Origin of the sequence: Acinetobacter sp. YH12129 (genome assembly GCF_013418685.1) — a bacterium.
Lineage (GTDB): Bacteria > Pseudomonadota > Gammaproteobacteria > Pseudomonadales > Moraxellaceae > Acinetobacter > Acinetobacter amyesii.
Map to the genome: position 1 here is coordinate 62679 of NZ_VPBP01000005.1, position 13301 is coordinate 75979.

Consider the following 13301-nt stretch of genomic DNA (forward strand, 5'->3'; position numbering starts at 1 on the left):
TGTACACTTAGTTACAATTAAAAATCTATTTGATTTAAATCAGATTTTTATAACCAAAAATAAAAACTAAAACTTTAGTCGTATATTTAGCTGCGGCCGTTCGTTTTAAAAATATTCATAAGAAGTTGATCAGTTTCAAGCCAATTCAAGAAGCGTCATAACTCAACACTTGAGAAGCTGATCTCCCCCGCATATTAGGAGTGATCTTGTGAATATTTCAGAAACAATGCCGCATGGTTTTGATCAAAATCTACAGTTTCATCGTCAGTATGGTGCCAATGCTATTTTGCCAGAGATCGATTGGCGTCAGCTATTTAAGTTCAGCAAATTAAGTGATGTGCAAGTCGAAGCGCTGGAAACGCTCTATCGCAGTGCCGTTCCTCTCGCGTTACAAGTGTTTGATGAACTGAATTTTGATGTCTTTGCGCCGAATGCCTACAAACCTCAAGGCCTTGGCTTATTCGATCGACTGGCAGAGCAAGAAGACCTACTGCTGCAAAATTTAGAAGCAGAATCCAATGGCTTGGGTTTGGACACCCGTCATCAGATTTGGAGCATGCTACTGCGTGGTGGTGCGGTTTTGGTGTTTAAAGCGTGGCTCGGTAAAGTCAAAACCGACAAAAACCAGCTGGATAAAACACAGTTTGATGAATTATCTGATTTACTATTTATTAAAACAGCGCCATTTGAATTGGCACAACGTTTAAATGTCGATGCCAACTCCAAGCAAGACCATATCTTCCTGATGTATGACAATGATGTTTATCTGGACCGTTTTAACAGCTTAGAAACTGCAGCCCTATTTGTGGATTTGGGCGTTTATGATGCTGCCTTTTTGAGTTTACGTGATGACCGTGTCGCGGATTATCTCAAAACGCGCGGCTATGTGTCCGATGAACAAATTGATGAATTGCAATGTGCGCTCAACCCTTTGTACTGTACCGATCTGACGCCTAAGCAAGACTATATTGCTTAAGTTATTGTTGAAGTTGTTTATATAAGGTATTAACTGATGTTACGCAGTAACATCAGAAGCACAATTTGATTCAAATAAAAGAACGATACGCGGTAACGTCATCCGCAAGTGTTTGAGACAGGACGACTTCTAATCACAAATGTTTTTGCGATACTTTGAATAATTTGGCGCAAGTGAACGAGTTTTGCGGATGACAATGGTTTTGGGTACTTTTGCCGAAACAAAAGTACCTCCAGCCGAAGGCTGATCCCTTTATTTAATCCCTAGATGTAAGACTCCGTCGAACTGACTTAAAAATCATTTTAAAAATGCGAAATTACTTTTAGGTGCGTAATATCAGTTATTGGTTTAATTCGCATTGTTCTATCGCTTAAACAGCATAAAAAAAGACCTCCACGATGGAGGTCTTTTTTTTGGAAAAAATCCTTAGATTTTCTTTTCTTCAATATTCAATGCATTAATTGCCAATACAGCTTGAGTTCGGTTTTGTACGCCTAACTTACGGAAAATCGCCGTTACATGCGCTTTAATAGTTGCTTCAGATACATCTAACTCATAGGCAATTTGCTTATTCAACAAACCTTCCGCCACCATCATTAACACACGGAATTGTTGCGGTGTTAAAGACTGAATACGTTCTGCCAATGCTGTTTCATCTGCAGCACGTGGGTCAAAGTTCATGTTGGCAGGTAAATTTGGTGGTAACCAAATCTCGCCTTCTAAGACTTGACGAATCGCTTCACCAATGTGGCTCGGATGTGCAGATTTTGGAATATAGCCCATCGCGCCATGTGCAATCGCACGTTGGATAATCGACGCTTCTTCATGCGCAGAGACCACAATGATAGGAATCGATGGATATTGTGCGCGAATATGCACCAAGGCAGAAAAGCCTGAAGCGCCTGGCAAGTTTAGATCCAATAACACAAGATCAGGCTCAGGGCCATTTTCAAGACGTTCATAGCATTCATTGACTGCTGCAGTCTCATGAATTTGCGCCTGAGGCAAACTATAACGAACCGCCTGAATTAAAGCATGACGAAACAGCGGGTGATCATCAACGATTAAAATATTCATAAGCAACGTGAGAGATCTTGTGCACAATGACCCTATTCTAACCACACATGCTATGTGAAGGATATGCAAGAACTTATTTTTTTGCATTTAAAATGTAGATTTTCACCTAAAATGCGTCTTTTTTCGCATTTTCTATAAATCTTTAAATCTAATCATATTTTCATATAAATTTTATCAACACAGTAAAAATGCTTATATCTAAGCATTATATGTTGAAATATCAACAGTTTAAAATTTGAAATTTCACAAATCTTCTGGTTTTTCCAACAAATCTAAAAATCAGATAACTTTTCTGATTTTCGTTATTTTACAGTGATCCACCCATCGGGATTAATAAAAGGCATTCCGAGAAACCACACTTTTAGGTTTAAAAAATGTCTCAAGTTAATCTACAAAAACCCCTGAATATTGTTGCTGTGTCAGGTGGTCTAAACAATCCATCTAAAACTGAAGCTTTGGTACAAGCCATTGTTGATGAGCTCGGTGATGCGACTCCAATCAATGTGCATTTTATTAAGTTTAGTGAAATTGGCAATTTATTAGGTGGCGCGATTTACCGTAACCAATTGCCACAACGTGTACAAGATGACCTTGCTGCTGTTGAAGCCGCTGATGCACTGATTGTTGGAACGCCAGTTTACCGTGCTTCATTTACAGGTCTGTTTAAACACTTCTTTGACTTTGTCGAACAAACTGCATTGGTCGATGTTCCTGTCTTGCTTGCAGCTTCAGGTGGTTCTGAACGCCATGCCTTAGTGCTTGAACATCAACTGCGTCCATTGTTCAGTTTCTTCCAAGCGCAAACATTGCCGATTGGGGTCTATGCAACAGATCGTGATTTCACCCCTGAATACACCATTCATAGTAAATTACTCCGTGACCGCATTACTTTAGCTGTAGCACGTGCGCTGCCGATTTTGGAATGGGCTCCAGCCAAAGGTCAGCGTGCTGAAGTGGTGAAAGCCAAGTCTCAACAAGCCAACCAAAACTTGGGCATTAATAAACAAATCGAGCAAGAAGAAGTCCTTCCTTCTGCAGCTGTTCCAAGTTTGGATGCCGCTGAAGCTCGACTGCATAGTAAAAAGCCAAAAACGCAAGTGGCCTAAACACCACAGCATAACAATTCGATCCCGAGGGTTTGCAAAATGTCAGTACAAGAAAAAAACATTACATTTGCGTATTGGGTACCAAACGTCAGTGGTGGTTTGGTGGTCAGTAATATTGAACAGCGTACCGATTGGAGCTATGACTATAACGTGCGTTTGGCACAAGCTGCAGAAAAAAGTGGCTTTGATTATGCGCTGACTCAAATTCGTTTTACCGCAGGCTATAACGCGGAAAATCAACATGAATCGGTTAGTTTCAGTCATGGTATTTTGGCCAAAACCGAAAAGCTCAAAGTCATTGCAGCGATTTTACCCGGCCCTTGGAAACCAGCTCTGGCTGCGAAACAATTGGCGACCATCGATCATCTTACCAATGGCCGTATCGCGATTAATGTCGTGAGTGGTTGGTTCCGTAGTGAGTTTGATGCGATTGGTGAAGAATGGCCCGAGCATGATCAACGCTATGCGCGCTCTGAAGAATTCATTCGTAGCTTAAAAGGCGTGTGGACGCAGGATAACTTTAGTTTTGATGGTAAATACTATCAATTTAAAGACTACACCCTATCTCCAAAACCGGTGCAAAAACCGCATATCGAGATCTTTCAAGGTGGCAGTTCACGTGCAGCACGTGACATGGCATCCCGTGTTTCCGATTGGTACTTCACCAACGGCAATAGCCCTGCTGAGTTGAAAAAGCAAATCGATGATATTCGTGAAAAAGCCAAAGCCAACAACCATCAGGTCAAAATCGGGGTGAATGCCTTCATTATTGCCCGAGATACGGGGGAAGAAGCCCAAGCGGTGCTTCAAGCGATTATCGACAATGCCAATACCGAAGCGGTCAATGCCTTTGGCGATGCAACTCGTGAAGCAGGTGCATCCACCAAAGAAGGCGAAGGAAACTGGGCAAAATCTACTTTTGAAGATTTGGTTCAATATAACGACGGCTTTAAAACCAATCTGATTGGCACGCCACAACAAATTGCAGAACGCATTGTGGAACTCAAAAGTGTAGGCGTCGATTTGGTTCTCTCAGGTTTTCTCCACTTCATTGAAGAAGTGGAATACTTTGGCGAAAAAGTGTTGCCACTGGTTCGTGAACTGGAAGCTCAACAGCAGCAAGTTGTGCAGGCTAAATCAGCATAATTGTTGATGCAGTCACAGCTCATGTAATCAGCATAATAATCACAACCGGCTCACTTCACTTTCCTCCCCTAAGACTCGGCTTAGGGGATTTTTTATCGCCAGTCCAATTTAAAGACATGCTCTGTTTCTACAAAACGAGCGGAATTGTAAACAAAGAAAAAGCCCGACATCCTGTCGGGCTTTTTCTATATGGATACTTAAGCATGACTCCTGTCTTGCTTCACAGTCCTGATGGTGAACACTTTGTTATTGTTTTATGTTCCGGAACGTCCTGTTCCTGTATGAGTTCATCTTAGGTAAAATTTAAAAGTGCGCCTAGCGTCAAAAACTTCGTTGCTTGTACGCTTAAGCTGACAGCATTGTGCGCAATCGGTTAACTTAAACCATAGATATTATATGGTTTTTTATTAAAATCGATATTTTTTAGATGATTTTATCACCAATTGACACCCCCGTAATTCCAGTGATATTTCCAACACAAACGAGGCAATAAATATGCAACTGGTTTGGTTTCGACAAGATTTAAGACGACATGACCATAGCGCACTGTGGCAGGCGACACAGTCTGGTCCAACGATTGCCTTTATTGCGCTTTCTCCTGAACAATGGGCAAGGCATGACGATGCCCCCATTAAAATCCATCGCTATCTTGCCCAACTGGAACTTTTGCGACAGCAATTGGCTGAGCTAAATATTCCACTGATTATTCAGCATATTCCCCATTGGTCAGACATCGCCACTGAGCTATTAACCCTATGTACTCAGCTCAATATACACACTGTTCATGCACATATTGAACATGGTGTGAATGAACTTAAACGAGATCGCCAAGTACAACAGTTATTAGAACAGCAGCACATCTCTGTTGAGCTGTACCATGACCGCACCCTGTTTCCTGTTGGCAGTATTCGCAATCAATCTGGACATCCTTATCAAGTTTTCGGTGCATTTAAGAAAAATTGCTACGAAAAATTGAGTATCAGTCTGCCTACTTGTTATCCCGCTATTGAAGCCCAAGCGGCTCTCGCCTCGCATCCGCTGTGGCAAAATCAATTTGATTTAAGTCCTTTTTATCCCACATCGCTGTTAGCTGCTCAAATCGAGCTTTGGCCGATTGGAGAAGATCACGCAATACAGTGCTTAGATGAATTTATTGAACAACATCTACATCGTTATGCTGATGATCGGGACTTTCCTGCGCTCAATGGAACCAGTCGAATTGGCATGTATTTAAACTTGGGCATCTTGTCTATTCGCCAATGTCTGCAAGCCCTGTTTCGTGAACAAGGCGGCTATTTCCAGATCGACCACAGAGGACAACAAACTTGGCTCGATGAGCTGCTTTGGCGTGAATTTTACCAGCACATTTTATTTGACTACCCGCAAGTTTCTCAGCACCAGCCGTTTCAAACCAAAACCTTAAAAATAAAATGGCGCCATGCACCACAAGACTTGGCTGCATGGCAGCAAGGTCAGACAGGCATTCCAATTGTCGATGCAGGAATGCGTCAACTACGGGCTACGGGTTGGATGCATAATCGGGTGCGTATGATTTGTGCCATGTTCCTCAGCAAAAATCTACTGATCGATTGGCGGTTGGGGGAACAATGGTTTATGCAGCACCTTGTCGATGGCGACTTAGCGGCCAATAATGGCGGTTGGCAATGGTGCGCCTCGACGGGTACAGATGCTGTACCTTATTTTCGGATTTTTAACCCGATCAGCCAATCTCAGAAATTTGATCCGAACGGGGATTATTTACGTCAATGGCTACCTGAACTCGCAGATTTGGATGCAAAGCAAATTCACCAACCCTTTGCCAAAAATCCTCAACTAGAATTGAACTACCCTCAACCGATCGTCGATTTAAAGCAGTCTCGCTTAGCTGCAATTGAAACTTTCCGAGCATTGTAGGCCATTGCCAAGATCGAACTGCTAGGGATCAAAACGCTGTACTGAAATGGTCACTCTAAGGCATAGCCGATCGGTCGTTTTGTCCCTACAATACAGAAAACGCAAATCATTTTAGAGACGCTCCCATGTATACAGGCATCGTGCAAGGTTTAGAAAAAGTCTTAGACATTCGTCAAGGCAATGGCTTCACAACCTTGGTGATTTCAAATCATCAGAATTTTTTTCATGATGTCTTTATCGGGGCAAGTGTGGCGATTAATGGCGTGTGTTTAACGGCCACACATATTGATTTGGCAGCCAACCAAGTACATTTTGATGTCTCAGATTTGACCAATCAACTCACCACGCTAAAAGCGCTCAAGGCCGGCGATGACGTCAATGTCGAACGCTCAGCTAAAGTTGGGGCAGAAAATGGTGGTCATAATCTGTATGGTCATATCGAAGGCACAGCCACGATCAAAAACTTAGAGCATCGCGGGGAAACCTTTCATCTCGATATTCACATTCCAGCAGGCAATATTAAATATTTCTTTCTCAAAGGTTTTATTGGACTCAATGGTTGCAGTTTGACTGTGAACCGTGTTGATCGTGCCAGCAGTGAAATTTCAATCGATCTCATTCCTGAAACACTGCGCCTCACCACATGGAAAGATGTCCAAGTCGGTGATGCCGTGAATTATGAAATTGATCAAACGACGCGAACCTTAGTCGATACCTTAGAAAATATTCATCAGCGTTAAATCGACTGACAGCACATTGCAAAAAAGCCTCCAAAACGGAGGCTTTTTATTGGCTCATGTGCAATATACGTTTAAGAATAAAAACTTGGATCTGGCACTTTCGCTGTGAGCACCCATTCACCGACCTCCTGATATTTATAATCAATCGGATCGTGTAAGGTTTGGGTACGTACATTGCGCCAGAAGCGATCTAAATTTAGTTTGGCAGTTGTGGCACGTGCGCCCATCACTTGGAAAATATTTTGCGTAATGTATAGCGAGCTATTGGTGGCTGCGATTTTGGCTGTTGCAATCGCAATAGAGACTTCTCCACGTTGTTCCGCCGTCAAAGCTTCACCAATCTCCCAAGCCCATTGCAAACGCTGAACCGCTTTATCTGCCAATAAACGTACACTTTCTAATTGCACATAAAACTCAGCAAAATGCTTTTGAATAAATGGGTCATTCACTGCATTTTCAGCTAAAGATTTTGACCATGCTTTTTGGCTTTGTACCGTTTCTTTTGCTGTTTCAAATGCCCCTTCGGCTACCCCCAAGAACATATGTACAAAGATCAACTGTGCAATCAACGGACGTAAGCTTGAATACGGTGTACTCAAAGGCCCCGGGTTCAGTAGTAATTCATCTTTGGAAATTTTAACTTGTTCAAAATGGCTACTTCCACTGTCGGTTTGACGTTGTCCCATATTGTCCCAATCGCCGAGAAAACTGACGCCTTCACGTGCTGTAGGAATCACCCCGATCAATAATTTTCCATCTTCATTGAAGCCAGAACACAGCAAAATGTCTGAATCCATGGAACCCGAACAAAAACTTTTATCGCCATGAAACACATATTCATGTTCAGACAGTTGCGTCGCTGTAGTACGGCGGTCTAAAGGGTTTAGGGTGTTGCCCCAAAATAAATGCTCACGTGCAGTCTGTTCAAACCACGGGCCATATTGCTCTGGCTGCGCGAACAACTGTACCGTTGCAATTAATAAATGATGGAAACCATAAACATGCGCCAATGAGCTATCCACTTGGGCAATGGTTTGAATGGTTTTAAAAATCGTCTGCCAATCTGCACCCTGTCCACCGTATTGCTGTCCAATGGACAGTGCAAGCAAACCACTTTGACGAATCAAATCACGTTCAGCTTTGGGATTCCCCCCCTGCTTATCACGCTGAGCAGCCGTTGTGGCAAATTCTGCCGCCAGTTTTTGGGCAATATCGATTGGATCTTGAGTCAATGGAGTTGAAGCGTTCATATGTCTATCTGATTATTCTGTTACCGTTTTAGCTTAACAAAGCGCAGGCATTCAGCTTATCTCAATGCCTGCAGTCTATATCTGTAAAATCTATATCTCATGAAATCTAAGCCACCTAAATTCAGGCGACTTATAGCTAAGCCTTTTTATACGTCGTATGTTCGGTGGATGAAATGCATCATGAACATCTCTTCTTCCTAATCAACTTTCCTAAGGGAAAGGACGTTCAATATTGCCTTAATAACCCGTCGTATGAGCGATAGTGAACTTTCATCAGAACGCTATCACTCATGCTCAAATTGCTCTTATGACTTCGGATAAACCGTCGCAATCAAATGTTCAACCACTTGAGGTTCTGCCAAGGTCGAAGTGTCGCCTAAAGAGTCCAGCTCATTGGCCGCAATTTTTCTTAAAATACGGCGCATGATTTTACCAGAACGGGTTTTTGGTAAGGCTGGCGCCCAATGCAGTGCATCTGGCGTTGCCACTGGTCCAAGGACTTTTCGTACCCAAGCCACCAGTTCCTGACGCAACTCATCCGTCTCGGCTGTCCCGGCTTGTAAGGTCACAAAGGCGCAAATCCCCTGTCCCTTAATATCATGCGGCATACCCACCACTGCAGACTCTGCCACAGCATCATGTGCAACCAGCGCACTTTCAATTTCAGCCGTTCCTAATCGATGCCCTGAAACGTTCAAGACGTCATCCACACGGCCCGTAATCCAATAGTAGCCAGACTCGTCACGACGTGCGCCATCACCTGTAAAATACGTCCCCGGATAAGTGGAGAAATAGGCTTTAATAAAACGCTCAGGATCACCCCAAATGGTTCGCATTTGTCCCGGCCAAGAATCCTTAATCACCAAATTACCTTCTACGGCGCCTTCAAGTTCATTGCCTTCAGCATCGACAATCGAAGGTTGTACACCAAAGAATGGACGCGTCGCCGAACCCGGTTTTAAATCAGTTGCTCCCGGCAATGGCGTAATCATGAAACCACCCGTTTCTGTTTGCCACCATGTATCCACCACTGGACAGCGGCTTTCACCTACCACGGTGTAGTACCAATTCCATGCCTCTGGGTTAATCGGTTCACCCACCGAACCCAGTAAACGCAAACTACTACGGTCACTTTCTCGGACAAAGGCATCACCTTCTCGCATCATGGCGCGAATTGCAGTCGGTGCCGTATATAAAATGGTGACGTTATGTTTATCGACAATATGTCCCGTGCGTGCCCAACTTGGATATTGCGGCACTCCTTCAAACATCACGGTCGTAGTACCATTCGACAATGGGCCATACAATACATATGAATGCCCAGTGATCCATCCGACATCTGCGGTACACCAAAACACATCATCTTGTTTAAGGTCAAAAACTTCACGGAAAGTACAATTCACATAGGTCAAATAGCCACCCGTGGTGTGCAATACGCCTTTCGGTTTTCCAGTTGAACCTGATGTATATAAAATAAATAGGGGATCTTCGGCATTCATGGATTCAGGTGGACAAATATCATTGACCGACATGATTTCCATGTGATACCACAAATCACGGTCCGCTTTCATTTCGATCGGGTTACCTGTACGGTGCACCACAATGACATTTTGAACCGAAGATGTCCCTTCGATGTCGAGTGCAAGATCGACATTTTCTTTGAGTGGAATCGGCTTACCACCACGCATCCCACAATCCGCAGTAATCACGACTTTCGCCTGACTATCATCGATACGACTTGCCAATGAGTCTGGTGAGAACCCGCCAAAAACCACGCAGTGTACCGCACCAATTCGGGTACAGGCCAACATCGCAATTGCCGCTTCGGGTACCATTGGCATATACAGCACCACACGGTCGCCTTTACCCACGCCATGTTTTTTCAGCACATTGGCAAAACGGCAAGTTTCATCATGCAGTTCTTCAAAAGAAATGATTTTATGCCGTGAAGGATGATCACCTTCCCAAATAATGGCCGGTTTATGTGGATGTTCTTTTAAATGTCGATCGAGGCAGTTGGCACTGACATTCAGTTCACCGTCAGCAAACCACTCGATCTTAAAATCATCTTGCTTAAAATTGGTATTTTTAACTTGGGTAAACGGTTTGATCCAATCGATCTTTTGCGCTTGCTCCGCCCAAAACTCATCTGGTTGTTCAATTGATTTTTGATAACGCTCAAAGTACTCCGACTCATTGATGCGCGCGGTTTTTTTAAAACTTTCAGGTACTGGATAGATCTCTTTCATATTGTATTTTCCTTGATCTGATTCATCTCATCACGAGATGCCATGCCACATTTCTACTTTTATAATTTCTGCATCACAGCAGTATGACGATTAATTTTTAATCGCAGCAATCATGCTTTGGTCGTATTATTCTTTCCCATTTAAAGCATATTTTTGAGCAAAATTTCAACAAAAACATGTTTCAATTCAGTATCTGATCAGTTCATTTGAACCTATAATGCAAAGGTAATTTTACTCAGCATTCCGCATTTTTATTCTTCCATACACGTTGAGTTGACCCAAGCATGAATACCCAAGACTCTTCTTTCTTTTCCCGTCAGACGAACACTACATCGGACAATCCCCTGAAACCTGATGGACGTTTTGGTCGACTGAGCATGATTGGTTGGTATGGCTTTCTCAATATCATCAGCTTTTTTGCCATAATCGCTTTAAGCCTTGCCGTGGGTATTTTCAACATCAATACCATGGCGTTAAATGAGCAATTTGTTGGCATATTCACAGGGGTATCTGGCCTCGCCTATTTGGCGATTATTATTCTCTACATTTATTTTTATTGTGTCTTTGTCGTGCGTCGGCTGCATGACCTCAATAAAGCCGGTTGGTTGCTACTATTATTATTTATCCCCGTGATCAATCTATTCTTTATCCTGTATTTATTATTGGCCTCAGGCACACCGACCGTAAATCAATACGGCGCGCCACGCCCTGCTGCGGTTTGGGAAAAAATTCTGGCATGGTTGATGATTTTAATCAGTGTCTTGTCGCTCTTGGCTACAGGTAGCATCACCTCGTATATGATGGGTAGCGGAGAAATTGAATCGCCTACAGAAATCATTCAACAAGGTACTGAATACTTCTAAGCCACTGACCGAATTTGAGCCTGTCTGAATTTTGATACATCTGTTCGCAAGCCTGTAAATGAGGGTTATTTTCGCCACTAATTTCAGGCAAAATAGCGAAAAATCTGAACATTTGGAAAACTCGTGGCTGAAAAAGAAAATGCCTTGAGTGATGTCACTCAAGGCACGACTCAACTTTTGCAAGAGGCAACAGAAAAAACCGCACAAACCGTGCTGGAACATACCTCTAAATATAATGACGCATACTCAACGATCGATAAATTTGTCGATGGATTTTGGGAACGCCTGCCTTATATTTGTATCGCATTAATTGTTTTTACGATCTTCTATCTACTGTCAAAACTCTTTAGATTCTTTGTTCGTAAAGCGCTCACTGACCGTTCTTATTCAAAACAAAATCTAGTTTTGGTCCTGAACCGTGTCGGTAGCTCAGCCATTATGTTCTTCGGTTTCCTGATTGCAATGGTCATTGCGATCCCTGGTTTCACACCGGGTCAGCTCATGAGTGCCTTGGGGATTGGTTCGGTTGCAATCGGTTTCGCGTTTAAAGATATTTTCCAGAACTTACTGTCGGGTATTTTGATTCTCCTCGGTGAACCGTTTAAAATCGGTGACGACATTATTGTGTCAGGAATGGAAGGTACGGTTGAAGATATTCAGATCCGTGCAACCTTCCTACGTTCTCCAGATGGTCGTCGTATCGTGATTCCAAACGCGACTGTTTACACCAGTGCGGTAACGGTGAATACCGCTTATCAACGTCGTCGTTGTGAATTTGTTGTTGGTATTGGTTATGAAGATGACATTCAGAAAGCTAAAAATATTGTTTTGGCTATTTTGGACAAAGACCCAACCATTTTGAGCCAACCTGCGTTTACCGTAAACGTAAATGCTTTGGCTGATTTCTCAGTCAATCTGAATGTCCGTTGGTGGGTAGATACCACTGAAACCACCACTGCGAACTCAATCAGTGAAGTGCAAGAACACGTTATCCAAGCATTCAATCAAAATGGTATTTCAATTCCTTACCCTGTACAGGAAGTTAAAGTTTACCGTGGTGATCAAGCTGAGACAGAAGCGTCAACAGCTAAATAATCGCCCTAAAACGTACGGAATCACAGTTTCTGTCCGGATAATTCGGTTGCCTAAGCTGACTGCTTGGCAACCGTTTTTTATGAGCAAATCGACCTCATAAGGGATAAATCCACCTTCAGGCCCAATAATGATCGTACATCCATGTTGAATCCCTGCGGGCATCACATCTTCAACATAAGGATGCGCCACATAAGCCGGATAGTCTGACGAGATCCTGCTCGGTAAAACATCCTCCACAAAGGGTTTAAAGCGTTTATACAATTCAATTTTGGGCGCAATGGTGTCACCTGCCTGCTCCAAACCCAACGTCACATAGTGATCGAGCTGCTGTAAAAATGGGGTCTGCCAATAGCTTTTATCCACGCGATAACTGTGCAGCAGAATGATTTTTTCTACACCTAAAGTGACGGCATCCATGATCAGACGGCGCAACACTTTCGGACGAGGCATTGCCACAATTAAAGTCACCGGATGCTTTGCAGGTACTTCTTCTTCTTGTAAGGGTTTAAGTTGAATGCCGTGATCCGCAATACTGACGATTTGGGTTAAATAACGCTTTCCTTCCCGAATCCCGACTTTGAGTGTATCGCCCACCTGTATATTCACATGGTTTTTTAAATGCTCAATTTGACGTTTAGCACTGATACTCCACAGTTCAGATTCAGTTTGACGTGGGTCAAGCAAGACGATGTTCATAAATAACCATATCAATTCACGCAAAGCATATGTCATTGAGGACAGGCGACATGGATGTCGCCTGTGCGCTGAGGTACAGGAAGTACCTTCAGCGTACAGAGGATTTTTGCTACTTTTAATCCTTTAAAAGTATATTATGCCTACGAATAGGATGTTCAACGATCACCATAAAATAAGGCCGTGATAAAA

Annotated in this window: 11 protein-coding genes; 7 read left to right on the forward strand and 4 right to left on the reverse strand. The window is 43.0% G+C overall.

Features of this window, described 5'->3' with window-relative positions; genetic code table 11:
* Positions 1-226: 226 nt before the first annotated feature.
* Positions 227-976: a hypothetical protein gene (locus tag FTU65_RS04790; protein ID WP_218952795.1), complete on the forward strand. Its 750-nt coding sequence runs from the start codon at positions 227-229 to the stop codon at positions 974-976.
* Between the two features lie 426 nt (positions 977-1402).
* On the opposite strand, the gene FTU65_RS04795 is transcribed toward FTU65_RS04790, so the two are convergent.
* Positions 1403-2053 (reverse strand): response regulator transcription factor, encoded by a 651-nt coding sequence (locus FTU65_RS04795; RefSeq protein ID WP_078190543.1) that lies wholly within the window; start codon positions 2051-2053, stop codon positions 1403-1405.
* A gap of 374 nt (positions 2054-2427) precedes the next feature.
* Here FTU65_RS04795 and msuE point away from each other — a divergent pair, with 374 nt between their 5' ends.
* From msuE to FTU65_RS04815, 4 genes are all read left to right on the forward strand, one after another.
* The gene (gene msuE, locus FTU65_RS04800) at positions 2428-3159 is read left to right on the forward strand and encodes an FMN reductase (RefSeq protein WP_180066454.1); all 732 of its coding nucleotides are present in this window, start codon (positions 2428-2430) and stop codon (positions 3157-3159) included.
* Positions 3160-3198: 39 nt separating this feature from the next.
* Positions 3199-4305 (forward strand): dimethylsulfone monooxygenase SfnG, encoded by a 1107-nt coding sequence (sfnG, locus tag FTU65_RS04805; RefSeq protein WP_180066456.1) that lies wholly within the window; start codon positions 3199-3201, stop codon positions 4303-4305.
* Positions 4306-4800: 495 nt separating this feature from the next.
* Complete coding sequence (locus tag FTU65_RS04810; RefSeq protein ID WP_180066458.1) at positions 4801-6219, forward strand: deoxyribodipyrimidine photo-lyase; 1419 nt, start codon at positions 4801-4803, stop codon at positions 6217-6219.
* A 125-nt stretch (positions 6220-6344) separates the two neighbouring features.
* Positions 6345-6959 carry a riboflavin synthase subunit alpha gene (locus FTU65_RS04815; protein WP_180065203.1) on the forward strand — a complete coding sequence of 205 codons (615 nt, stop codon included), beginning with the start codon at positions 6345-6347 and terminating at the stop codon, positions 6957-6959.
* Positions 6960-7030: 71 nt separating this feature from the next.
* On the opposite strand, the gene FTU65_RS04820 is transcribed toward FTU65_RS04815, so the two are convergent.
* On the reverse strand, positions 7031-8209 hold the full coding sequence (locus tag FTU65_RS04820; protein WP_180066460.1) for an acyl-CoA dehydrogenase family protein: 1179 nt from the start codon (positions 8207-8209) through the stop codon (positions 7031-7033).
* A 305-nt stretch (positions 8210-8514) separates the two neighbouring features.
* Positions 8515-10458 carry an acetate--CoA ligase gene (gene acs, locus FTU65_RS04825; protein WP_180002705.1) on the reverse strand — a complete coding sequence of 648 codons (1944 nt, stop codon included), beginning with the start codon at positions 10456-10458 and terminating at the stop codon, positions 8515-8517.
* 284 nt (positions 10459-10742) lie between these two features.
* Between acs and FTU65_RS04830 the strand changes: the two genes are divergently transcribed.
* Positions 10743-11321 carry a DUF805 domain-containing protein gene (locus FTU65_RS04830; protein WP_180066462.1) on the forward strand — a complete coding sequence of 193 codons (579 nt, stop codon included), beginning with the start codon at positions 10743-10745 and terminating at the stop codon, positions 11319-11321.
* Between the two features lie 123 nt (positions 11322-11444).
* Complete coding sequence (locus tag FTU65_RS04835; protein WP_078193200.1) at positions 11445-12416, forward strand: mechanosensitive ion channel family protein; 972 nt, start codon at positions 11445-11447, stop codon at positions 12414-12416.
* Here FTU65_RS04835 and FTU65_RS04840 read toward each other — a convergent pair.
* On the reverse strand, positions 12402-13112 hold the full coding sequence (locus tag FTU65_RS04840) for a 16S rRNA (uracil(1498)-N(3))-methyltransferase (protein WP_180066464.1): 711 nt from the start codon (positions 13110-13112) through the stop codon (positions 12402-12404). The genes FTU65_RS04835 and FTU65_RS04840 overlap by 15 nt on opposite strands.
* Between the last annotated feature and the right edge of the window lie 189 nt (positions 13113-13301).

Coding starts and splice junctions, on each gene's coding strand:
- FTU65_RS04790 (WP_218952795.1), top strand. CDS start 227: ATGCCGCATGGTTTTGATCAAAATCTACAGTTTCATCGTCAGTATGGT.
- FTU65_RS04795 (WP_078190543.1), bottom strand. CDS start 2,053: ATGAATATTTTAATCGTTGATGATCACCCGCTGTTTCGTCATGCTTTA.
- msuE (WP_180066454.1), top strand. CDS start 2,428: ATGTCTCAAGTTAATCTACAAAAACCCCTGAATATTGTTGCTGTGTCA.
- sfnG (WP_180066456.1), top strand. CDS start 3,199: ATGTCAGTACAAGAAAAAAACATTACATTTGCGTATTGGGTACCAAAC.
- FTU65_RS04810 (WP_180066458.1), top strand. CDS start 4,801: ATGCAACTGGTTTGGTTTCGACAAGATTTAAGACGACATGACCATAGC.
- FTU65_RS04815 (WP_180065203.1), top strand. CDS start 6,345: ATGTATACAGGCATCGTGCAAGGTTTAGAAAAAGTCTTAGACATTCGT.
- FTU65_RS04820 (WP_180066460.1), bottom strand. CDS start 8,209: ATGAACGCTTCAACTCCATTGACTCAAGATCCAATCGATATTGCCCAA.
- acs (WP_180002705.1), bottom strand. CDS start 10,458: ATGAAAGAGATCTATCCAGTACCTGAAAGTTTTAAAAAAACCGCGCGC.
- FTU65_RS04830 (WP_180066462.1), top strand. CDS start 10,743: ATGAATACCCAAGACTCTTCTTTCTTTTCCCGTCAGACGAACACTACA.
- FTU65_RS04840 (WP_180066464.1), bottom strand. CDS start 13,112: ATGAACATCGTCTTGCTTGACCCACGTCAAACTGAATCTGAACTGTGG.